This is a genomic window from Hungatella sp. (assembly GCF_046966825.1).
Genome location: NZ_JBKVCZ010000061.1, coordinates 1 through 23261, shown reverse-complemented (window position 1 = coordinate 23261; position 23261 = coordinate 1). Strand labels below are relative to the sequence as shown.

Here is a 23261-nt window from a genome sequence, read left to right as displayed (position 1 = left end):
TAAATATATTACATTATGAAAGATAATCACTGAAATAGACAGAAATTCAGGAGGACGATGCAGTATGCAGTACGGTTATTTTGATGATGAGAAAAGAGAATATGTGATTACGCGACCCGATACACCTGCGCCGTGGGCAAACTATCTGGGGTCTCCCGAATACGGTGCAGTCATTTCTAACAATGCAGGTGGCTACAGCTTTGCAAAGTCAGGTGCAAACGGCAGGATTTTACGCTATATATTTAACAATTTTGACCAGCCGGGACGCTACATCTATATCCGCGACAATGACGGCAGGGATTACTGGTCAGCATCATGGCAGCCTGTCGGAAAGGATTTGGAGACATACCAGAGCAGGTGCCGTCACGGAACAGCGTATACGAAAATAGAAGCGGATTACAGCGGCATTCATTCAGAAGCGCTGTACTATGTGCCGCTTAACAAGTCCTATGAGGTGTGGGATCTGAAAGTGACGAACAGCTCTGGCTCGGCGAGAAGTCTGAATATCACAGGATATGCAGAGTTTACAAATAACAACAACTATGAACAGGATCAGGTAAATCTTCAGTATTCGTTGTTTATCACAAGAACTGCCTTTGACAAGGACCGCATTCGTCAGACGATACACGGCAATCTTGACGGCCTGGAGAATGGAGAGGAGGTTGACAACAAGCTTGTGCTTGACCGCTTCTTTGGACTGGCAGGAGCAGAAGCAGCATCCTACTGCGGAGACAGGGAGAAATTTATCGGACGCTATCACGGCTATGAAAATCCTGCAGGTGTCATGAACGGAAATCTCGGGAATGAGCTGAGCTACAATGAAAACGGGTGCGGAGCGCTCACCGCCACACTCACGCTTGAACCCGGGGAAACAAAAGAGATTGCATTCATACTGGGAATGAAGTACAAAGACGAAGCTGACAAAATACTTGCATGCTACCGGAATCCTTCGGAAACCTGCGCAGAGGAATTCCATGAACTGACTGCCTGGTGGCATGGAAAGCTGTCTCATTTCCAGGTAAAGACACCGGATGCGTCGTTTAATACAATGATTAATACATGGAATGCCTATAACTGCTTTATGACCTTTCTATGGTCGCGGGCTGCTTCGTTTATCTACTGTGGACTCCGGAACGGATACGGTTATCGCGATACGGTGCAGGATATTCAGGGGATTATCCATCTGGCGCCCGGAATGGCAGCCGGGAAAATCCGTTTCATGCTCTCTGCACAGGTTGACAACGGCGGCGGGCTTCCGCTTGTAAAATTCACACACCACCCGGGACATGAGGATACACCGGATGATGATGCCTATGTACAGGAAACAGGACATCCGGCATACAGGGCGGACGACGCGCTGTGGCTGTTCCCTACGATATATAAATATGTGTCGGAATCAGGAGACCTTGCATTTATCGATGAGGTGATTCTATATGCCAACAAGGGCGAAGGGACGGTTTATGAGCACTTAAAACGTGCGGTTGATTTCTCCATGAAGCATTTAGGACCGCACGGCATGCCGGCAGGACTTTACGCGGACTGGAATGACTGTCTGCGGCTGGGAGCGGAGGGAGAGTCCTCCTTTGTAGCATTCCAGTATTACTATGCGATGACGATTCTCAGGAAATTTGCCGGGTACAAAAAGGATGAAAGCTACATTGCATTTCTTGACGAAAAACAAAAGCAGCTCGGAGAATTAATTCAGAAGCTTTGCTGGAATGAAGACAGGTTTATCAGAGGCTTTACAGAGAAAGGAGAGGTCATTGGAAAGAGAACGGATCAAGAGGCAAATCTGTGGCTGAATCCTCAAAGCTGGGCGGTTATCAGCGGATTTGCAACAGACGAACAGGCGGACAAGGCGCTTGACACGGTGCATGAGAGACTAAATACGGAATACGGCGCCGTGCTTATGGATCCGCCATATCATCTCGATGCCTTTGACGGCGCCCTTGCAGTCATTTACAACGCGGGTGTCAAGGAAAATGCCGGTATTTTCTCACAGTCACAGGGCTGGATTATTCTCGCAGAAGCGCTTCGCGGGCATGGGGAACGGGCCTTTGCCTATTTTAAGGAAAATGCACCGGCAGCTCAGAATGACAGGGCTGAAATTCGTAAGCTGGAACCGTATTGTTATGGACAGTTCACAGAGGGGAAAGCGAGCCCGCATTTTGGACGGTCTCACGTGCACTGGCTGACAGGTACGGCCTCCACAGTCATGGTCGGCTGTGTCGAGGGTATCCTCGGTGTACGTCCCGACTTTGGGGGATTGAAAATAGCGCCTTCCATACCAAAAGAGTGGGCTGGCTTTGAGATAGACAAGGATTTCAGGGGAAAACATCTGCACATTACGGTTTACAACCCGGAGCATGCAGAATCGGGCTTTAAAAAGCTGACAGTTAACGGTGTTCAGATGGAAGAAAACTATATTCCGGCAGAAATGCTCAGAGAGAAGACGGAAATCGAATTATACCTATCATAAAATTTTTATATTATGATGCGATAGAACTGAGAGCAAATACATTTCAATCAAGGAGGCATTTATTATGAAGAGAAAAATTGGCGTTATGACAATCTGTGCTGCAGTTATGCTGGGAAGCCTGCAAGCCGGAATGACCACGGTACAAGCCGCGCCGGCGTATTCCGGAAATCACTATGGAACGGGCTTTGACGCTTATGATGAAGCGACAATGGAACTATCCAGCTGGTCGAACGGTGGTATGTTTAACTGTATCTGGAATCCGGGAAATGTGTCATTCTCAAATGGAATCATGAGTTTGAAGATTGACCAGGATCAAAAAGGATATACAGGCGGCGAATTCCGTACAAAGGAGTATTTCGGATACGGAATGTATCAGGTAAACATGAAACCAATAAAGAACCCGGGCGTTGTGAGTTCCTTCTTCACCTATACTGGTCCAAGCGACGGTACGAAATGGGATGAGATTGATATTGAATTTCCGGGATATGATACAACCAGGGTACAGTTTAATTACTTTACAAATGGAGTAGGAAACCATGAATACGTGTATAATTTAGGTTTTGACGCTTCGGAAGGCTTCCATACCTACGGATTTTATTGGGCGCCCGACAGGATCACATGGTATGTAGATGGCAATCCTGTATATTCAGCATCGGAAGATATCCCCGACACTCCGGGTAAAATCATGATGAACGCCTGGCCGGGTATTGGCGTAGATGATTGGCTTCAGCCCTACGACGGCAAGACGCCGTTATACGGATATTATGACTGGATAGCTTATGACTGTCCCAATCAGGATTGATATGAAAAAATGACATGATTTTGATATTTTTTATAACTCAATAAAGCACTATGATAAATAATATTTCAGGAGGGTTTTTCTATGAAAAAAGTAATTAACATCTTATTAATGGCAGCCATGGCAGCCGGTACACTGGCAGGCTGTGGAGGCAAAAGTTCTGAATCAGGCAATACGGCCAATGCAGATTCCGGTTCACAGGCAGAAGAAGGGCAGGTCATTAATATCTACAGCTTTAATGACGAGCTTCGCACCCGTATTACGGCGGTTTATCCGGAGATTGAGAGTACATCCGACGATGGGACTGTATCCACTTTAAAGGATGGAACGGAAATCCACTGGATCATTAATCCGAATCAGGACGGTGTATATCAGGATAAGCTTGATGAGGCGCTTTTGAACCAGCCGGGCGCCGCAGATGATGATAAGATTGATATTTTTGCTGCTGAGATAGATTATATTGTTAAATATACAGATGCCGATATAAATGCTGCAGTTCCGCTTACAGAATTGGGAATTGATCCTGCTGTGGATTTAGCAGATCAGTTCGATTTTACCAAGACCGTTGCATGTGATCAGAATGGCGTACAGAGAGGTACTACATGGCAGGCCTGCCCAGGCGTTTTAGTATATCGCCGCGATATAGCAAAGGACGTTTTTGGTACGGATGATCCGGCGGTGATTGGTGAGAAGACCAGTAACTGGACCGTTATGAAAGAGACAGCAGAGGCACTTAAGGCAAAGGGATATTATACATTCTCATCCTATGCTGATACATTCCGTTTATACAGCAACAGTATTTCCGAGACATGGGTTGAACCGGGCTCTTCGACTGTCAAGGTTGACCAGAAGCTACTGGACTGGGTGGAGGATTCCAGGGAGTGGAAGGATGCAGGCTATTTCGACCCGGCTGTAAAAGGACAGTGGAATTCCGACTGGTTTACCGCAATGGGGTCCAGTTCTAAAGTATTTGCATACCTTTTCCCTGCATGGGGAATAGACACGCAGCTGAAACCAAACTGGGATGGCGAAGAAGGCTCATGGGCTGTTACAAAGGCTCCGCTGCCATACAACTGGGGAGGAACTTTTGTTCTCGCAGCAGAAGGCACGGACAATAAAGCACATGTAAAAGACATCCTTCTGGCGCTGACCGCCAATCAGGATAATCTGACAAAGATATCAAAGGATTACTCCGATTTTACAAATGCGAAAACCGTTATGCAGGGCGCTGCAAATGATGAGAGCTTTGCATCGGATTTCCTTGGCGGACAGAATCCCTATGTTTACTTTACACCAGGCGCGGATACTATAAAGCTGGCTCCGTTATCCGCATATGACCAGGGCTGTGTAGAGCTGATTCAGAATGCGTTTGGTGATTATTTACAGGATCAGATTGATTACGACAAGGCAAAGACAAATTTTGAGACAGCAATTAAAGAGCGTTATCCGGAAATTACAGAGATTCAGTGGCCGGAATAAAGACCATAAGGGCAAGTGCTGAATTTGAGGCAACTGGATATAAGTATACCTGGGCTGGAAAAATGAAGTTTAGCCAACTCGATTTTTTCACAGCCCCTGTTAGTCAGATAGACTCGCCAGAGCGTCCGTTTGGCTCGTTGCCTGAGGGAATAAAGAAAGGAGCGTCAGTTCATGAAACAAAAGCATAAAAAGATTGATTATTCAAAATGGGGATATATTTTTATACTTCCCTTTTTTGCCTGCTTTTTTATTTTTTCGTTGATACCGCTGGTAGATACGATCCGATACAGCTTTTACGAATATTTTCGATCGGGAATCAAAGAAATAGGTCCTGATTTTATAGGGATGGACAATTATGTAAAACTGTTGAAATCCGATATGCTGAAATATGCGGGAAATACCCTGATTCTCTGGATAATTGGATTTGTCCCGCAGATCGTAATTGCGCTGATGCTTGCATCATGGTTCGTAGACACGCGGTTGAAGATTCGTGGCCGGCAGTTTTTCAAGGTAGTCATTTATCTGCCTAATCTGATCATGGCCTCTGCTTTTGCCATGTTGTTCTTTACATTATTTTCAAACAAGGGACCAATCAATGCTATCCTGCTGGCGATAGGAATAACAAATAATCCGATTGATTTTATGGGTACTGCCTTTGGAACAAGGTCTTTAGTCGGTGTGATGAACTTCCTGATGTGGTTCGGCAATACGACAATCATGCTGATGGCCGCAATTATGGGGATCAGCCAGGACATCTTTGAGGCATCAGAAATAGACGGATGCAGCAGTACACAGAGATTCTACCGCATAACACTGCCGCTGATACGTCCGATTCTTGCCTATACACTGATCACATCCATTATCGGTGGTCTTCAGATGTTCGACGTGCCTCAGATTCTGACCAATGGACAGGGAAATCCTGACCGTACCTCCATGACGCTGATTATGTTCCTCAACAGCCACTTAAAGAGCAAAAATTATGGTATGGCCGGAGCTCTGTCTGTTTATCTGTTCGTCGTCAGCGGCATCTTATGCTTTATCGTATACTGGATGACAAGTGACAATGACCCGGATGGTTCAAAGGCCGCTGCCAAAAGAATTAAGAAAGCGGGAAGGAGATAAAATTATGAAATCAAAATCATTTAACAGTCTGCGTACTGTTTTTGCACATGTATTACTCATCATTCTGTCATTCATGTGCCTGTTTTTCTTCTATATCCTGTTTGTCAATGCGACACGTTCTCATGCAGACCTGCAGAAAGGGTTTTCTGCACTGCCTGGAAATTACTTTTTTACAAATCTGAAAAACGTTGTTAATGACGGAACTTTTCCGATGGTGCGGGGTATCTTAAACAGCCTGATTGTGTCCGGCTGTTCGGCAGCAATCTGTACATATTTTTCCGCGCTGACCGCATACGGGCTTTATGCTTATGATTTTAAGTTAAAGAAAGCTGCATTTACATTCATTATGGCGATTCTTGTAATGCCCACCCAGGTTACGGCAATGGGGTTTCTGCGTCTGATCACAAAGATGGGCATGTATGATTCCCTGCTTCCGCTGATTATTCCTTCTATTGCTTCACCGGCTGTATTCTACTTTATGTATAGTTATCTGGAGTCATCGCTTCCGCTTTCACTTGTAGAGGCGGCAAGGATTGACGGTTCATGGGAATTTCGGACATTTAACCAGATTGTCCTTCCGATTATGAAGCCGGCAATAGCGGTACAGGCAATCTTTACGTTTGTAGGCTCATGGAATAATTATTTTGTTCCTGCACTGGTAATCCAGTCAAAGGATAAGATGACAGTGCCAATCCTGATCGCACTTCTTAGAGGGGCAGATTATATGAACCGTGATATGGGAAAAATATACATGATGATAATAGTGGCGATTGTTCCCATCATTATTGTATATCTGATGCTTTCAAAGTATATCATCGCGGGAGTGACGCTTGGCGGTGTCAAAGGCTAATACGAAGGAGGAACTCCGCAAGGCATACGCGCAGGGAAAATGCCTAGAGAGTATCCCGTTTATTCAAGCCTGAGACGTGCCAGTCAGAGGAGAAATAAAGGTCGCGGTATTTCTTCGGCGTCAAGCCTGTAAAATTCTTAAACAATTGTATAAAATGACTTTGCGAAGAAAAGGAAAGGTAATTTGCGATTTCAATCAGGCTGTAATCACAGTATTTTAAGAGATGCTGTGCCTTTTCAAGCTTTTTCTCGCGAACGTAATAGCTTACTGAAACACCGGTTTCTTTTTTGAAAAGCCGCGACAGGTAGCTTGTGGACAATCCGGTATATTCAGCAAGCTTCTCAATGGTAATTCGTTCCTTGATGTTGGCGTATATATAATCAATACAGACCGCGACAGGTTTGGACATTCCCGAGCTTCTTGTAAGAATTCGCATTTTACCAGTAAAATCCAGAACCATGTGGTCGTGAAGGTCGATAACCTCCTGACAGGTATGAAGCGTGTCAAGCTTTAAAATATAAAAATCGCTTCGGCGGAATGCCTGCTCCAGCTCCATACCGGATTCAATACAGAGCCTTGTCACAAATGCCGTCGTAACCACAAAATGGTATTTCAAATTGGTTACCGGGTCGCGGGAAAGCGTGCCGACACCCTCGGTTTCGGCAAATTTCTTCTGCTTACAGTTTTCGCGCACAAAGTCAATATCCCCTGAGCGGACAGCATGGAAAAAGAGCTGTTCGTCGCTTAGCGGACGGTGAAAATTTTCCTCTTCACTGTCTGCCGTTTCCTGCATATACCATTCCTGTAATAGTCCCATGTCTGATTAGCCTCCATTGATGGAATAAGCGATCTTATAAATCTGAATACCAGGAGTTTCCGAGAATAATCTGATGAATAAAATAAACAAAATACCTTTTTATTTTATCATAACGAACCGTTTATAATTCCGACAGAAACTGATCTGTTTCCCGCCGGTTTTTTAATATGACGATATTCACATCGTCCGCCTCGCCCATCATATCATAGAAACGCCTGCGGGTTTCTTTGTGATGAGTCCAAACACCCTTGATAAAACGTATCTTTTCCGCATTCAGTTTTTCCGGGCAGATTCCTCCCATATCCGTGCGGCTTTTACCGTAATTTTTCACGAATCGTCCAATCACCCCGGTCAGACACCTGATCCGTGAAAAATCCATAAAAATGACGGCGTCACAGTACTGCAGCCGGAGCGGGATTGTACGAGAAATATTGCCGTCGATAATCCATCTGGGCTGAAGCAGTTCCGACATCAAAAGCCGGTCAAATTCTTCGTCGGGCACAGGCTTCCAGTTATCGTTCCAATACAGTGCGTCCAGATGGATCAAAGGCAGGCTTAACTTATTCGCCAGCTTATTTGAAAGGGTGGTTTTTCCGCAGCCATTGCCGCCGATAATCAGTATTCTTTCCAATCGTAAATCCCCCGTGATCAATCAATGATTATCTAACAGTATAAGGCAGCGGACTTCCAGTTGTCAATGGCCGAGGCAGACTGTAAAAAAATAATAGCATTGCTGTCACACAGACAGATGGAGCAATTCATAAACGGTTCCCTTTACAGGCGAGTCCGGTTTTTCGCCGAAAAAAGAATACTCCTTCTGCACCCATTGCTCAGGATCACAGATCAGCACTTTCCCGGTACAGCCATTTCCAACTGCGGAAAAATGCGGCCGCACCATTCTCTGGGATGCTGGAATAACCTGTTCTGTTTCCAGCACAAACCGCGAAGTTAAAAACTCTTTTCCAATATCCGCTAAAAGGGGAATCCCCAGTTTTATGCGCTGTCTCCCAAACGAGGACACAATATTATCGTAGTACCCATCCCATATAAAATGGATCATTCCGGGACTGTCCTTCCAGAGATACAGCGGGGAATATTCGTTTCCGCCTTCTGATCCGCCTTGATTTTCCCGTATCAGATAAGCCTTAAACAGCAAATCTTCAAAACCATCTGTCTTCGTCCCGTTATGTCTTACGCGCTGGCGTATGAGATTCATGTCGTAATGATCCGGCAGCGCTATTTTATACTGCATTGTAATCATAGGAAGCTCCTTCTTTCTGTATCATCCAGTGCCGGGCCCGGCGGTGATGTTTTTACTATTTAATTATACAGAACTGCCGCCGTCGTGTATAATAGTTGGTAATGATGTCTGGTATCATTTTAAATGATGGAGGGAGCTATGGAAAGTCAGGAACTCAGAATATTCCGGGAGGTTGCCCGCGCAGGCTCCATCTCGAAGGCGGCCGGTCAGCTGGGATACGTACAGTCGAATGTGACGGCAAGAATCAAGAAACTGGAGGAAGAGTTAAACGCCGTTCTGCTAATCCGGCACAGCAAAGGGGTCACTCTGACCGCGGAAGGGGAGCGCCTGTTAATCGCCTCAGAAGATATCCTTGACCGGATCGACAGAGCAGCGGCCCAAATCAGGGACCGCAAAACATTTCGGATCGGAGCGGCTCATACGCTGTCGATATCCAGACTGCCGCTGTGGCTGACCGCATTTCAGGAACAGCTTCCAGAAATGAATCTCTCTGTGGTCACGGACAGTCAGGATCATCTGGCCCAATATCTGGCCGAAGGTAAGGCTGACTGTGCCTTTCTGGAGGCGCAGTACGTGACAGAGGAGATGGAGACACTGGCTTTTTTTCAGGAAACACTCTGTATCATCGCCCCATTCGGCTGCGCGGAACGGGAGATGATTCAGATGCCGGCCATAGTAAATAAAATAGCCGCGTGCCCTTACCGCACCCGTCTGCTTGCATGGTTTCAATCCTATGGTGTGCCTGCTCCACGGATCATCGAGATGGACACGGTCGAGGCCATACTCCGCTCCGTCGAGCTGGGAATGGGGATTTCCCTTCTTCCCGCCAGCCTCCTGTCAGAACGGCAAAATATTGCGGTATCAGGTGAACTAAAAATGGATCCTGTCCGGATTTTTCTGTCCGTCTGCAAAGGCAGTTCCGGCAGGGCCTCCGAAATTCTCCGGGAAATTATCATAAATGGGGCGAAATCATAAAATAAAAAATATTTTCTAATAAATAATCACGACATACAGATGTCCTGTTTATTTGCTATAATAGAGAAAAAAGCAGCGAAACGAAGGCTTGAAGGAGAATGGTATGACAGAATCAAAGAAAAAGGCAGTACTAAAGAGCAGGATCGAGCAGGTATGGGAGGTTGTGACAGATCTAAGCGATTGCAGCTGGCGCAGTGATCTTCAGAGAATCGATGTACTGGAGCCTGGGAAAACGTTTGTGGAATATACGAAGGAGGGCTTTCCGACCACGTTTGTGATCACCCGGTTCGAGCCGCCGTACCGGTATGAATTTACCATGGACAACGCCAATATGACAGGTACGTGGACCGGTCTGTTCCGCCGGACGGACGAAGGGTGTGAAGCAGAATTTACAGAACGGGTGGACGTGAAGAAGTGGATTATGAAGCCGTTTGTCCCGGGTTACCTAAGGAAGCAGCAGGAGCAGTATTTTAATGATCTGAAGGCGGCGCTGGGCGAGTGAGCGCAATTGGGAAGATTGACCTATCATGAGTAACAGGAGGCGTTTATGAAAATTGACCGACTAATCGGAATCCTGTCCATCCTTTTGCAGCAGGAAAAGGTGACGGCGCCATACCTTGCCGAGAAGTTTGAAGTATCACGGAGGACGATCAACCGGGATATCGAAGACATCTGCAAAGCAGGCATTCCGCTCGTAACCACACAGGGGCCCAATGGAGGGATTTCCATCATGGAGGGATACCGGATCGACCGGACTGTACTGACTTCATCGGAGATGCAGTCGATTCTGACCGGACTTCGCAGCCTGGACAGCGTATCCGGCACCAACAAATACCAGCAGCTTATGGACAAGCTGGCCATGGGGAATTCTTCGATTCTGACCTCAAACAGTCATATCCTGATTGATTTATCGTCCTGGTACAAATCCTGTCTTGCGCCGAAGATCGAACTGATTCAGGCGGCGATCGGTGCCAGAGAATACATCACCTTTGCGTACTTTGGTCCTTCCGGCGAGAGCAGAAGGAAGCTGGAGCCGTATCTTCTGGTCTTTCAGTGGTCCTCCTGGTATGTGTGGGGTTACTGTACTGATCGTGAGGATTACCGGCTGTTCAAGTTAAACCGGATGCTGGAGCTGAAGGCGCTGGATGAACGCTTTGAGGAGCGGAAGGTTCCTGCGTATGATATGTCACCGGACAAGGCATTTCCGCCGCGGATTTCCGTCACAGCGGTCTGCGAGGCAGATATGAAGTGGCGGCTGATTGAGGAGAGCGGGCTGGAGAGCTTTCAGGAGAGGGAGGACGGAAAACTGGTATTCAGCTCCTGCTTTTCCGATCCCGGAAGCGTATTTAGCTGGCTGCTCAGCATGGGAGACCGTGTGGAACTGGTGGAACCGGAAGAACTCCGGGTGGAATTTGCCGCCATGGCAGAGAAAATTTGTCGTATTTACCGTTAATGATGACATACAGTTGTCGTGATTAAAGTGTTATCCTGTAAGCGTACATGAGAAAACCACAGAAGTGGTGGAAAAGAGGACAACCGGATGAATTACGAAATCGTGACACTGCCTGAGAAGAAGGCGGCAGGAATAACAGCAAGGACGAATAACCATGCGCCTGATATGGGAAGTGTCATAGGCGGGATGTGGGAAAGCTTTTACGCGAATGGGGTTTACGACAGTATCCCCGCAGACAGAAGGGGCTGCGTCCTCGGGATTTATTCCGACTACGAGAGCGATGAGAACGGCGATTATGATATGACGGCAGCCTGTGAGGTGGCGGATGATGCCGGGCTTCCGGAGAACTTAAGGATCCGCACGATCCCGGCAGGCAGATATGCGAGGTTTGTAGTCAGGGGAGATGTGCAGCAGGCCCTGGTTCAGTTCTGGATGGAACTGTGGAGTATGAACTTGAATCGTGCGTTTCAGGCTGATTTTGAAGAGTATCACGGGATGACCGGCGAAGAGGCGGAGATCCATGTCTATATAGGATTGAAAGAGGATTGAACAACAGAGAGGGAATGATGAGTATGGAATTCAAACGGGTTACATTGGAGAACATCGAAGAAGAGCACATCTGCTGTGCCATATCGGATAAAAAGGGAGAGACCTGCGTGGCCTCCAAGAAAGCATGGCTGAAGGAACGGCTGAAAGAGGGACTTGTGTTCGAAAAACTGGATGTGCGCGGAAAGGTGTTTATCGAGTACCTGCCGGCGGAGTACGCCTGGGTGCCTGTCGATGCAGATGGATACTATTACATCGACTGTCTGTGGGTTTCCGGCCAGTATAAAGGACAGGGCTATAGCAGCCAGCTGCTGGAGCACTGTATCGCTGAGGCCAGGGCGAACGGGAAGAAGGGGCTTGTTATACTTTCCTCTAAGAAGAAGATGCCGTTTCTGTCGGATGGCTCCTACTTAAAGCATAAAGGATTTGTGACAGCCGATACTGCCGCGCCGTACTTTGAGCTTATGGCACTCCCATTTGAAGACGGGACACCCCTGCCGCGCTTTTTAGAGTGTGCAAAGACCGGTGAGACCGATGAAAAGGGATGGGTTCTGTACTACACAGCCCAATGTCCCCACACGTCGAAATACGTTCCGATTCTGGCGGAATACGCCAGGACTCAGGGCATTGAGATCAAGACAGTAAAGCTGGAATCCCGGGAAGCTGCAAGGCGCGCGCCAAGCCCATTTACAACATACTCGTTATTCTATGACGGGAAATTTGTGACGAACGAGATATTATCAGAGAAAAGCTTCGAAAAATACAGGAAGAAAGTGTAACGTGTTTTGCAAAACGCAGATCAATTCACACTTGCCCTGGTCCGAGAAAAGAAAAGGAGACCGATGATATGTCTGATATTGCAGCAGATTATGAACTTCAGGCAGACAGGCTGCGTCGCTTACTAAAGGCGAAAAAGACCTTTGAACCGGCTATGGAATTGGCACTTGACCTTCATGCGGTCACACATACGGGGGTGGTTTCAGGAAGCAGCAGCCCCACGTTTTGCGATCATGTGCTGGAGGGTCTGGCAGAAGAGGATTACAGTGTGATGCCGACTGAGAAAGATGAAACCATAGCCTGGCATTTATGGCATATAGCCCGAATCGAAGATCTGGTCAGCAATCTTCTGATTGCCAGACAGTCTCAGATTTTCGATGATGATTGGATGGATCGCATGAATGTGACTGTCAAAGACACCGGTAATGTAATGAGCGACAGCGAAATAATCAGTTTCAGCCGGCACGTCAATAAACAGGAGCTGATCAATTACCGCAATGCGGTAGGCTGTCAGACCTGTGCCGTGATCAAATCACTTACCCCCAGCGACTTAAAACGGAAACCCGAGTCCTTATATTTGAACCGGCTGGTCAGCGAGGGTGGTTTACTGGACCGGAAAGGTTCCATCTGGCTGAAGGATTTTTGGGGGAGCTATACGGTGACAGGACTTTTGCTGCTGCCTTTGACACGCCATCATATGATGCACCTGCCGGACAGCGCTGCGATCAAAGAATTTATAAAAAGCGGTGCCGTACCTTTTCTAAAAGGATAGTTTTTTTCAGAAAAAGCAAAAAAATGTGGACTCCGGCGATCCTAAACGGAAATCGCTTTTTCCACACCTATATCATACCATAAAAATCTCTTTTTTTCAAGACTTGTAATGAAAGTCTGAAAGGCGTAGAATCAGTACTTACCAAATACGGGGAGGAAAAGAGATGCAGGAGAACTGGTATGAACTGATGGAAACAGTACAACGGAAGCAGGAACTGGAAAGAGTGCTGGCTTGCAACGAGAAGACAAAGTCCTTCGGGCTCACACTCACGGAGGAAGATGCTGGGAGACTGATGGCGAGCCGGCGTGATTCCCTGAGGACGCAGATGCGGGTCGAATTCGGAAAGGGGGTATTGCCGGAGATTATAGAAACTTTCTGTGATTCTCCCTATTTGCAGCAGGAAAACTATGCTGATGTGATTGCGGAGCTGCAGGAAATCTTCTATCTCTATAAGAACGAATCAGAGGACAACTTAACGGATGAAGAGCTGCTGACATTTATGAAAGAACAGTTTGACGGCGTCTGTTACGGTTCCGTCGCCTATCTGGAGGAAACGTGCCTGGAACGTTTTGCGAGGGCGATTCGCGCCGGATACCGGGATTACGTGGAGGACGGTGGAAAGGGAGAGTATGAGAAATTCTCACAGGAAGCACGCTGGGACAGAGATCTCTTTTTGGAGACACTCTTTGACCTGCTCAGTTAGGAGGCGGACATGGACTATACGATGGAAGAACTGCTGCCAGTTGTCGGAAAACTTACGGAAAAGTATACCAGTCTTTCCAGCACCTCCGTCACCTATGAGACGGCACAGCAGCTGATGGGAGCGGTGCTTTACTGTCTGCGGGAAGCAGAATATGAAGCGGTAAAGACAGGAAAAAACAGCGTAGCCACCGCCTCAGACACGGATTTATGGAGGTTTTACCAGCAGGGGTATGAGGTGGTTCTGGAGAAGACCGCCAGGGCCAAGAAGGTCTACGATCAGATCATTGCGAATTTTCGTTCCTTTGGAAACCGCTGTTATGAGGATACGGTCATCAAAGGGATGCCGGAATTCTTTGTCCATTACGATGCCAGATTCCGCCCCCAGGATCATCTGCTCACTCTGGATTACCCGATTTTACGGCCTGTCGGGAAGCGAAAGGGTATAGATGCCATCTACTTTTATTTATCCTGTGTTCTCCTGGAACAGAGATTCTTAAGCAAGTTTCCGGAAGCGTACGGGAAGGCGGTCCTGGAACACTACCATGGGGATTACGAGGATCTAATTCTGAATGTGGTTTCTGTCATTATGCGGAATCTGGTGATTCATATGATGATGGGGAAAAAACTGTCCGGGGATACGGTGACGGCAGACGATACGGAGCGGTTTTGCAGCCATGTGAAGAACTGTGATCCACAGAAACTTGAGGAAGCCATAAGTCAGCTGATGGAGCAGCTGGCAGGCGGCCCGGAGAGGGACAGAGCCCTGTATTCCTATCTGTCCTGCGACAGGAAGGCTTTTGCATCAGAACTTAGGAACGCCGCGGAGTATGGATGCATGGACCGTATGATTGTTTATTAGAATTACGCAGAGAACCCATTTTAAGCATAGTTATGGCACTATAATAACACAGGAGTCTGCAGTTCAGGAAAAGGAGGCGGTTTTTATTGAAGATGCCTGAAGTAATCGGCAGTCAGCTGTTTGCACCATGCGGAATGAACTGTATGGTGTGTTTTACACACTGCAGTACTAAGAAGGCCTGCGGAGGCTGCCTGGGAACCGATGAGAGCAAGCCCGGACACTGCCGGACCTGTCTGCGAAAGAACTGTGCAGCTGAAAGAGAGCTATCCTACTGCTATGAATGCAGCGATTTCCCATGCAGAAGGATCCGGGATCTGGACAGAAGCTATCGCAAACGCTATGGCGTCAGCCTCATAGAACAGTCCCTGTTTGTGAAGGAAAACGGCATAGAATTATTTCTGGAAAATGAGCGGAAACGCTATACCTGTGCGGCCTGCGGAGGTGTAATCTCTCTCCACGACCATCGATGCAGTGAATGCGGGCGGGTAACTTCCGGATAATTATTTATGATGAGGAAAACGGTTTAAAAGAATAACAAAATATACATAATGCACAAAAAAATAAAGATTTATTGATAAAAAGGCGAATAGACTAAAAAACTTTTAGCGTATATAATAAATTTTGTGATTAAATATTGGTGCTATTCATTATGTATATCCTGAGAATTGGCTCAGAGTCTCTACCAACTACCGTAAAGAGTTGACTACATAGTTTATGTAGTTGACTCTTTTTTTGGTAATTTCATGTTTGTTGGTGGAAGGGAGCGACAATCGTAAACCTTTAAAGTATAGACTACAGGATAGCAAAGCAGGCAGTCTTAACAGGCAGTTTATTTAAAGGAAGATGGAGGACATATTATTGGAACGAAAAACAGGATTCGCAGACAGGTTTTTTGGGATATCCCAGAGTCATTCAAGCGTTAAAACGGAAGTACTTGCAGGAATCACAACATTTATCACAATAGCCTATATCCTTATTCTGAACCCACAGATTTTATCCGACCCATACTTGATTATGGGAGATGCAGCGATGGCGCAGAAGATTGCCAACGGCGTCTTTATCGGTACCTGTATCGGAGCGTTTATCGGTACGATCCTTTGTGCATTGTATGCAAGGGTTCCGTTTGCTCAGGCGCCGGGCATGGGATTAAATGCATTTTTTGCATACACCGTGGTGCTGGGAATGGGATATACGTATGGACAGGCGCTGGTTATCGTATTTATATCCGGTATTTTTTTCATCGTTATTACCGCAATCGGTCTGCGAGAGGCGATAATCAGATCAATTCCGGACGCGGTTAAAACAGCGATTACCCCTGGTATCGGTCTGTTTATTACAATTATCGGACTGAAGAATGCAGGAATCGTCATTTCCAATCCTGCCACACTCGTAAGCCTGGTTGACTTTTCCAAATGGAGAAGCGGCGCGGATATGGTTTTAATCAATGGCGCGCTGGTGGCACTGGTTGGCCTGGTCATCATGGGAATTCTGCATGCGAGAAAGGTAAAGGGCTCGATTCTTCTGGGAATTATAGCGGCAACCCTGATCGGAATCCCGCTTGGTATTACGCATCTTTCAAATTTAGATATGAATCTTGGAGTGAAATTCCAGGATTTCGCGGAAGTATCATTTTTAAAGATGGATTTTGCCGGCCTGTTTGCCGGAACAAACTTTGTGGAAACTCTGTTTACGGTAACGATGCTGGTCATCAGCTTCTCCCTGGTCAATATGTTTGACTCCATTGGGACACTTCTCGGAGCGGCCAAACAGTCGGGGATGATTGATGAAAACGGCGAAGTAATCCGAATGAAGCAGGCCTTAATGTCAGATGCGGTTTCGACATTGGCAGGCGCAATGGTAGGAACCTCTACCGTTACCACCGTGGTGGAATCCAGCGCTGGTATCGCGGAGGGCGGAAGAACGGGTATGACGAGCCTTGTAACCGCTCTGATGTTCCTGGGAGCCATTCTCTTTGCACCGATTGTCAGCATTGTTCCGGCGGCTGCCACTGCCCCGGCACTGATTTTCGTGGGGATTCTGATGCTCGGTAACATCAGAGATGTGGATTTCAGCGACATGAGCAACGCTCTGCCGGCCTTCTGTACAATCGTATTTATGCCATTTACATATTCGATCGCCAATGGTGTAGCATTCGGACTGATTACCTACTGTCTGATGAATCTCATGACAGGCAGAAGGCGGGAAGTAAAGGCTTTGACGCTGATGATTTCGTTTGTGTTTGTTGTAAGATATGCGTTTATGACCTTGGGGTAAAGTAGACGGCCGATTTAAAAGGGCTCTTGAAAAGATATGATAAAGTGTGGTAAAATCGAAACACAAAGATAAAAACACAGCCCGGTAGGTAGTCCGGGCGCAGCGGACAATATTCGTGAAACCGCTGTCAGTAACCTTCCTCCTTAGGTCGTCCGTTCTTTGTCTATTTTGAATCATATAAGGAGGATATCATTATGGACAAAGTATCGCTGACCTTTCGGGTATTTTTTGAGGACCCGTTCTGGATCGGAGTCGTGGAACGGATTTCGGACGGAACGATGGAAGTATGCAAGATCACCTTCGGTATGGAGCCGAAGGATTACGAGGTATATGACTGGCTCCTTAAGAATTATTATCGGCTGCGATTCAGTCCGGCCGTGAAAGCTGAGGCTAAAAAAGAACATACCAACCCGAAGCGCAGGCAGCGGGAGGCCAGGATGCAGACGGCGGTCTCCGGCATCGGAACGAAGTCGCAGCAGGCCCTAAGCCTGCAGCATGAGCAGCTGAAGGAGGAACGGAAGATCCGGACCCGCGAGCAGAAAGAAGCGGAAAAGGAAGCCAGATTCGAATTAAAACAGCAGAAACGGAAGGAGAAGCACAGGGGCAGATGATTCTGCCTCCTGTGTTTCTTTTTATATTTCATGATAACAGGCAATACCGCTATGGAAACGCCAAGGTCCTCCGTATAATCGAATTCCCTGTTTGAGGACGTTTCGTTACTCGTTTCATATGATGCTTCATACTATATTGTAAAGATCAAAATCGGGTAAAAGAATATGAAAGAAACAGGCTATCGGCGAGACGCGGCACTGGAATATGCAAAGAAATGGGCCATGGGCAGAAATCCACGGTATTTGGACTTTGAGCATTTTGGAGGAGACTGCACGAATTTCGCCTCACAGTGCATTTACGCGGGGAGCGGGGTCATGAACTATACGCCGGTGATGGGATGGTATTATAACAGCAGCACTGACAGGACGCCGAGCTGGACGGGTGTGCAGTATCTCTACAATTTTCTGGTTAATAACAAGTCGGTTGGTCCGTACGCGGCAGAAACCGGTCAGGACGGAATACAGCCGGGAGATCTTGTACAGCTGGGCAATGCCAACGGTTTTTATCACAGTCCGGTAATCGTCGCGGTCACGGGCGGCCGCATTTACGTGGCGGCGCACAGCTTTGACGCTTATATGCGCCCTCTTGATTCCTATTTATACGTGAAATCCCGCTTTCTGCATATACAGGGTGTACGCAGCTGGTAGATACCGAAGGCAGAAAAACAGGCAAAAGCTATTGACTATTGGGTTACCAGATAGTTTATGATAGGAAAAGGCAAAGCCAAAATAAAGAAAGAAGGGGAATCATGTATATCCATGTTGAGCCGGTAAATGACAAGAACCGTGAGGCGGTACTGGCTCTCAAAATTCACGAAACACAGAAGGGATTTGTGGAAAGTCCCGAACAATGCTTAAAGGAGGCGGCGGAAGAGAAATGCTGGCGTCCGGTAGGCATCTATGACGGAGAACAGCTGGTATTTCCATGTACGGTTATTTCTGGCAGTATCTGCCATTTGGCCGTGTCTGGCTGGACCGGCTGCTGATCGACCGGGATTATCAGGGCCACGGCTATGGCCACATCGTACTCCCGATGATGATCGAGAAGCTGAGAAGCGAATACCACAGAAAGAAGATTTACTTAAGCGTAGTCGAAGAAAATCAGGGGGCAATCCACCTCTATGAGAAATTCGGATTCCGATTTAACGGAGAGACCGATGTCCATGGAGAGAAAGTGATGGTGTTGAAAGAAACCTGAATTAGTGTAAAGCAAAAATGAAAATGTCCTGAAAAAAGTGCATTATTAGCACCGGCGCCGCCGGTGCTTTTTTCTGTTTTAATAGCGATTGGCAGAGAGCTCCATTTCGATCCGATGTGGCTGTTTTTGAGCAAACCTTATAAACGTGCTGCGTCTCCATGGATGGCTCATAGGGGGAATATAGCGTTTCTTTGGTTTTTCCCTGGGGATTTCAGGTGCAAATGCCCGGGAGGTTTTCTCGTACTCGGGGACTTCTTCCAGCACCAGCACGGTATTCTCGTTGACAATGCAGAACAGCTGCCCATCAAATGCCTGGATTACCATAACCTTTGTCCCTTTCAGGTAATGTACCTGCCTTCCACTTTTATCTAACATACGATAATGGGTTTTATCCTTTTGAATGCAATGGCCGGCATCCACCACCCGTTCGGTGAGAATGGCAAGGGTCAGGTTGATTTTTTCCTGATCGGGTTGCTTTTCAAAGACAGATTTGATACCATTAAGGGGAAGAGCAAACTCAGCGTTATATTTGGCGATATAGGAACGAAGAAATTCGTTAGCTGCGTTGATCTCTGTAATGCCTGCCAGTCGTAACTCGACTGGCAGTCTTGATTGTAAGGTCTTAAACATACGCTCCACACGCGATTTTGCCTGTGGAATACTGCTGCATTCCAGCTCTACACCGAATTGCTTACAGGAATAAGCAAACTGCGTGTAGGTATCCTCTGCCAGTTCGGTACGGTTCTTCTGCCTGTATTCAAAAACGGTTCTGCGGTCTGTGAAAAAGCCATAAGGAATGCCATACGCAGTGAGTATCTGATGAAACAGGTGGTAGTAGGCATTCAGGGTTTCCTGTGTATCAAAATACGCAGCTGTAATCCGGCCGGTGCAGTCATCTACAGCGATGTGGAGATGTGTGACAGAACCACCGAACCATTCATGAGGAGAAGCATCCATCTGTTCCTGTTCGCCAAAGAAAGCCTTCCGTGGTTTTCGTGTATGTGCATCTTCCACAGCAACGAGATTTTTTTGGATTTCGACGGCTTCTTTGTGGGAAGCCGTCTTTTGTACCGCCTTTAAATGAGCAGAAATACGTTTCTGCTTTGCTTTTGTAACCATAGGGGATAAGATGTAATGTTCTTCCAATATCGATTGAATTGTGGTTGTAGAAACAAGAATGCCTTCCCGCTCCGCAAGCAGCTGCGTAAAATGAGTAAAATTGGCATCAAAGTATTGTTCCTGATAAAGAGAGACGATACGTTTTCTGATATCCTCAGAGAGAGCTGTGGCTGGTTTGCGCCCCCTGTTGCCATGAACAAAGAAAGCTTTTCCCTGTTCTTTATATCCTTTCATCATACGGTTAATCTGCCGTCTGGAAACAGACAGTTTCAGAGCGGCGTTATCCTTATTCCCGCTGGTTTCCACAAGTTTCTTAATAATCTCGTATTTTTCCTGTTCCTTCATCCGAAGTTTAATCTCCTTAATTGTCCTGAACCTCCTGCGTTATAAGCTGTGAGGTTATTATAATACAATTTGAGGACATTTTCATTTGTGGTTACTTAGGACATTATCATATTTGGTTTATAGATGGTGTTGAAAGAAACCTGAATTAGTTGACAAAAATGTAAAAATATGATATATTATCTTTCAATAAAAGGGAGTAGCGAACCATCATCCGATGGATTTTAAATCGTCTTCTTGGTGTTTTTATAAACACCCGTATAAAATGAAATGTGCAAGACTTTTATTGTGGCAGGAACTACCACGGTAAGAGTCTTTTTCTTTTCTTCATAAAGGAAGTTCCAGCCACGCACGAAAACTTTTAGTTGTCGTCAGACAGGAAGGAGAATCAGTATGGAAGAAGAGAGAAGAAAACAGGAAGTAGAAGAGGCGATCGCCGCCGCAAACCGGGTGCTTATGAATCTGAGGCAGGCCGAAACCGCGTTATCGAGCGCAGGCAGCTGGGGAATATGGGATATGCTGGGAGGCGGAATATTTACTACCTGGATTAAGCACTCCAGAATCGATGATGCGAGAACGTCTCTGGAGGAAGCCAGACGCAGCTTAAGAAGCCTGCGCAGGGAACTGATGGATATTGATATACCGGCAGATTTTAAAATCGATATTGGGGATTTCCTTAATTTTGCCGACTATTTCTTTGATGGTTTGATCATAGACTGGATGGTCCAGGCAAAAATCAGGGAGGCGTCGGACAACGTGAGTGAAGCCATACGCCTTGTGGAGACGCTGCGGACCAGACTTCACGAAATGCTGTGAGCAGAGACAATTCCATAAACAGGCAATACATTTACAGGAGAGGAGGGCTGAGCCGGTTCACGGCCTGGCCCTCGCCGGCTGCAGGAAACAATCTGATGAAGTCTTTCACGAAATTACTGTTTATGGTATACTGGTACTGCATTGCGCAACGCAGTACTGGGAGCACTTGATGTTGACTTGATATTGAAATGGAGGAATCAGTTTGAAAGAACGCGAGATAAAATACGATTTTCTAAGAGCGGTGGCGGTGCTGGCGATCATTATGGTCCACGCCATACCGGCTGTCTCTGTCAATGATAAACAGTGGTGGTTTGCAGCAGTCATGCAGCCGCTTCTGCTCAGCTTTGTCGGAATATATTTTATGCTCAGCGGTCTGTTCCTTCTGGATTCAGCGACCGGAGACATCACACAATTTTATAAGAAACGGGTAAAAGTCATCGTTATCCCGTTTCTCTTTTTCTCGGTCCTTTACTATCTGTTCTATGTCAGCCGCAGCCAGGAGGTCTTATCCTGGTGGGAGTATCCGGTAGAATTCCTGCGGGATTTTTTCAGTGGTACAGTGCCTATGGCGGATCATATGTGGTTTATGTATGTGATCATAGCGCTCTACCTCTGTACGCCGTTTTTGGCCCGTATGATGAAGGCGATGAATGATAAGGAACTGAGATATTTTATTCTGCTCATCCTTGGAGTCCAGACAGTGACCAACTATGCCGGCGGATTTGGCATCGGACTGAATCAGATTCTCGATTATATGGTGTTTAAAGGCTGGCTGATCTACTATGTCCTGGGATATGCGCTGAAGAGGCTGTCCAAACGGGAGGAATTTAAGTGGTTTGCCCTTGCAGGAATCGTAGGGCTGGCTCTGACACTGCTGCAAAAAAGGTTTACGCCTGGCTTTGTACCGGGAATTCACGATCTGGCGCCTACCATGATCGCCATGTCGGCGGCAGTGTTCTTACTGTTTGAGCGCTACGGCAATTTAAAATGTAAGGCTGCCAGAACAGTCGCCGTCTGGATGAGCCGCCACAGCTATTCGGCCTATCTGGCCCACTATCTGATTTTAAAGGCCGCAGCCGAATTGCTGGTCGATCAAACCGTGGTGAGACATTTTTACGTTCCGCGCATTGTCTGTGCGACGCTGCTGACCGCGATTCTGTCCTTTGCAGCCGCATGGATCTTGGATAGTACGGTGATTCGATGGCTGCAAAATTTAATTAAGACGGATCGTGGCAGATGAAGCAAGGGAAATGGACCAACGAAAATGAATCAATAGAGATGAATCAATATAAAGGGGAGATGTACGAGATGTCAGGAAAGAACTGTGAAAGCTGTATGTATTATACATACGACGAGGACTACGAATGCTACGTATGTGATATGGACTTGGACGAAGATGAGATGATCCGCTTTTTAAGGGGAGACAGCGGCGGCTGTTCTCATTATCAGTTCGCCGACGAATACAAAATCGTCCGAAAGCAGATGTAAGACATAAAAAAAGCCCCATAAAAGGGAGGAGCCGGTATCCTTCTGTAAGAATACCGGCGATTATGAAAAAAATTTTATCTGATGTAAGGCATAAGCATCTTTCTCTTATGTTATAAGTATATCCGGTAAATATGAAGATAGTTTGACCGGGATGTAAAAAGATTATGACCAGAATATGAACAGAACGCGCTTCATATTAATTCGATCCTAAGGGACAGGCAGTTCGATTAGAAGGCTGCGCTGCCGTCATATGTAACGCTCTTCAAATTCTGAAATGGGAATCGGTCTGGAAAAAATATACCCCTGCACCATGTCGCATTTGATCATACGGAGGTATTCGACCATCTCATCTGTCTCAATTCCCTCTGCCACTGTGTGTACCTTCAATTTTTTAGACAGCTCGATGAGGCATGCAATCACATCTTTCGCCTTATCACCAGCCATATTGACAAAGAAGGAACGGTCCAGCTTGATCGTATCCACATCAAATTCCTTGAGCAGTCCCAGCGAGGAGAATCCCGA

25 protein-coding genes, 1 pseudogene and 1 riboswitch are annotated in these 23261 nt (G+C 46.6%); of the genes and pseudogenes, 21 read left to right on the top strand and 5 right to left on the bottom strand.

Translation table 11 applies throughout. The annotated features are described in order from the left end of the window. The first annotated feature begins 64 nt into the window (after nt 1-64). From ACLTD4_RS18385 to ACLTD4_RS18365, 5 genes are all read left to right on the top strand, one after another. A complete protein-coding gene (locus ACLTD4_RS18385) occupies nt 65-2479 on the top strand; it encodes a GH36-type glycosyl hydrolase domain-containing protein (RefSeq protein ID WP_117623391.1) in 2415 nt (804 codons plus the stop codon). Nucleotides 2480-2543: 64 nt separating this feature from the next. Next, nucleotides 2544-3281 carry a beta-glucanase gene (bglS, locus tag ACLTD4_RS18380; protein ID WP_207660920.1) on the top strand — a complete coding sequence of 246 codons (738 nt, stop codon included), beginning with the start codon at nt 2544-2546 and terminating at the stop codon, nt 3279-3281. An 81-nt stretch (nt 3282-3362) separates the two neighbouring features. Continuing rightward, nucleotides 3363-4757 carry a carbohydrate ABC transporter substrate-binding protein gene (locus ACLTD4_RS18375; RefSeq protein WP_117623390.1) on the top strand — a complete coding sequence of 465 codons (1395 nt, stop codon included), beginning with the start codon at nt 3363-3365 and terminating at the stop codon, nt 4755-4757. 171 nt (nt 4758-4928) lie between these two features. Then, nucleotides 4929-5879, top strand: coding sequence for a carbohydrate ABC transporter permease (locus ACLTD4_RS18370; RefSeq protein WP_117623389.1), 951 nt, complete (start codon nt 4929-4931; stop codon nt 5877-5879). A gap of 4 nt (nt 5880-5883) precedes the next feature. Then, nucleotides 5884-6729, top strand: a complete 846-nt coding sequence (locus ACLTD4_RS18365; protein ID WP_117623388.1) for a carbohydrate ABC transporter permease — start codon at nt 5884-5886, stop codon at nt 6727-6729. Between the two features lie 43 nt (nt 6730-6772). Here ACLTD4_RS18365 and ACLTD4_RS18360 read toward each other — a convergent pair whose 3' ends face one another. The 3 genes from ACLTD4_RS18360 to ACLTD4_RS18350 all read right to left on the bottom strand — a co-directional run bounded on the left by ACLTD4_RS18360 (nt 6773) and on the right by ACLTD4_RS18350 (nt 8807). After that, nucleotides 6773-7546 (bottom strand): helix-turn-helix domain-containing protein, encoded by a 774-nt coding sequence (locus ACLTD4_RS18360; protein WP_117623387.1) that lies wholly within the window; start codon nt 7544-7546, stop codon nt 6773-6775. Nucleotides 7547-7667: 121 nt separating this feature from the next. Continuing rightward, on the bottom strand, nt 7668-8177 hold the full coding sequence (locus ACLTD4_RS18355; protein ID WP_117623386.1) for a topology modulation protein: 510 nt from the start codon (nt 8175-8177) through the stop codon (nt 7668-7670). A gap of 105 nt (nt 8178-8282) precedes the next feature. Further along, entirely contained in the window at nt 8283-8807 is a 525-nt protein-coding gene (locus tag ACLTD4_RS18350; RefSeq protein ID WP_117623385.1) for a DUF4865 family protein, read from the bottom strand. A 138-nt stretch (nt 8808-8945) separates the two neighbouring features. On the opposite strand from ACLTD4_RS18350, the gene ACLTD4_RS18345 reads away from it, so the two are divergent. The 13 genes and pseudogenes from ACLTD4_RS18345 (at nt 8946) to ACLTD4_RS18285 (ending at nt 18974) form a co-directional block, all read left to right on the top strand. Then, on the top strand, nt 8946-9782 hold the full coding sequence (locus tag ACLTD4_RS18345) for a LysR family transcriptional regulator (protein WP_181988681.1): 837 nt from the start codon (nt 8946-8948) through the stop codon (nt 9780-9782). Nucleotides 9783-9885: 103 nt separating this feature from the next. Next, nucleotides 9886-10284, top strand: coding sequence for an SRPBCC family protein (locus ACLTD4_RS18340; RefSeq protein WP_055658266.1), 399 nt, complete (start codon nt 9886-9888; stop codon nt 10282-10284). A gap of 45 nt (nt 10285-10329) precedes the next feature. After that, nucleotides 10330-11235 (top strand): helix-turn-helix transcriptional regulator, encoded by a 906-nt coding sequence (locus ACLTD4_RS18335; protein WP_117623383.1) that lies wholly within the window; start codon nt 10330-10332, stop codon nt 11233-11235. An 87-nt stretch (nt 11236-11322) separates the two neighbouring features. Beyond that, a complete protein-coding gene (locus ACLTD4_RS18330; RefSeq protein WP_117623382.1) occupies nt 11323-11784 on the top strand; it encodes a GyrI-like domain-containing protein in 462 nt (153 codons plus the stop codon). Nucleotides 11785-11807: 23 nt separating this feature from the next. After that, nucleotides 11808-12560: an N-acetyltransferase gene (locus tag ACLTD4_RS18325; protein WP_025531465.1), complete on the top strand. Its 753-nt coding sequence runs from the start codon at nt 11808-11810 to the stop codon at nt 12558-12560. Between the two features lie 68 nt (nt 12561-12628). Next, nucleotides 12629-13330 (top strand): DinB family protein, encoded by a 702-nt coding sequence (locus ACLTD4_RS18320; protein ID WP_117623381.1) that lies wholly within the window; start codon nt 12629-12631, stop codon nt 13328-13330. 163 nt (nt 13331-13493) lie between these two features. After that, nucleotides 13494-14033, top strand: a complete 540-nt coding sequence (locus ACLTD4_RS18315; protein WP_002602911.1) for a DUF6323 family protein — start codon at nt 13494-13496, stop codon at nt 14031-14033. A gap of 9 nt (nt 14034-14042) precedes the next feature. After that, entirely contained in the window at nt 14043-14891 is an 849-nt protein-coding gene (locus ACLTD4_RS18310) for a DUF6179 domain-containing protein (protein ID WP_117623380.1), read from the top strand. A gap of 86 nt (nt 14892-14977) precedes the next feature. Then, nucleotides 14978-15391 carry a DUF3795 domain-containing protein gene (locus ACLTD4_RS18305; protein ID WP_117623379.1) on the top strand — a complete coding sequence of 138 codons (414 nt, stop codon included), beginning with the start codon at nt 14978-14980 and terminating at the stop codon, nt 15389-15391. A 129-nt stretch (nt 15392-15520) separates the two neighbouring features. Next, nucleotides 15521-15617, top strand: a riboswitch (purine riboswitch). Between the two features lie 117 nt (nt 15618-15734). Continuing rightward, complete coding sequence (locus tag ACLTD4_RS18300) at nt 15735-17165, top strand: NCS2 family permease (protein WP_333490862.1); 1431 nt, start codon at nt 15735-15737, stop codon at nt 17163-17165. A 194-nt stretch (nt 17166-17359) separates the two neighbouring features. Then, entirely contained in the window at nt 17360-17776 is a 417-nt protein-coding gene (locus ACLTD4_RS18295) for a YjdF family protein (RefSeq protein ID WP_055658252.1), read from the top strand. Between the two features lie 165 nt (nt 17777-17941). Next, on the top strand, nt 17942-18424 hold the full coding sequence (locus ACLTD4_RS18290) for an amidase domain-containing protein (protein ID WP_117623378.1): 483 nt from the start codon (nt 17942-17944) through the stop codon (nt 18422-18424). A 101-nt stretch (nt 18425-18525) separates the two neighbouring features. Beyond that, nucleotides 18526-18974: pseudogene (locus ACLTD4_RS18285) on the top strand (GNAT family N-acetyltransferase). Between the two features lie 78 nt (nt 18975-19052). On the opposite strand, the gene ACLTD4_RS18280 reads toward ACLTD4_RS18285, so the two are convergent. Beyond that, nucleotides 19053-20438, bottom strand: a complete 1386-nt coding sequence (locus ACLTD4_RS18280; protein ID WP_055657671.1) for an ISNCY family transposase — start codon at nt 20436-20438, stop codon at nt 19053-19055. 390 nt (nt 20439-20828) lie between these two features. On the opposite strand from ACLTD4_RS18280, the gene ACLTD4_RS18275 reads away from it, so the two are divergent. The 3 genes from ACLTD4_RS18275 to ACLTD4_RS18265 all read left to right on the top strand — a co-directional run bounded on the left by ACLTD4_RS18275 (nt 20829) and on the right by ACLTD4_RS18265 (nt 22739). Continuing rightward, a complete protein-coding gene (locus ACLTD4_RS18275) occupies nt 20829-21251 on the top strand; it encodes a hypothetical protein (protein ID WP_117622910.1) in 423 nt (140 codons plus the stop codon). Between the two features lie 202 nt (nt 21252-21453). Next, nucleotides 21454-22491, top strand: coding sequence for an acyltransferase (locus ACLTD4_RS18270; RefSeq protein WP_117622911.1), 1038 nt, complete (start codon nt 21454-21456; stop codon nt 22489-22491). Further along, a complete protein-coding gene (locus ACLTD4_RS18265) occupies nt 22488-22739 on the top strand; it encodes a DUF6472 family protein (RefSeq protein WP_117632482.1) in 252 nt (83 codons plus the stop codon). The genes ACLTD4_RS18270 and ACLTD4_RS18265 overlap by 4 nt, the downstream gene beginning before the upstream one ends. 246 nt (nt 22740-22985) lie before the next feature. On the opposite strand, the gene ACLTD4_RS18260 is transcribed toward ACLTD4_RS18265, so the two are convergent. Further along, nucleotides 22986-23261: EAL domain-containing protein (locus ACLTD4_RS18260; RefSeq protein ID WP_412331462.1), on the bottom strand; the 276-nt coding region annotated here is incomplete at its 5' end.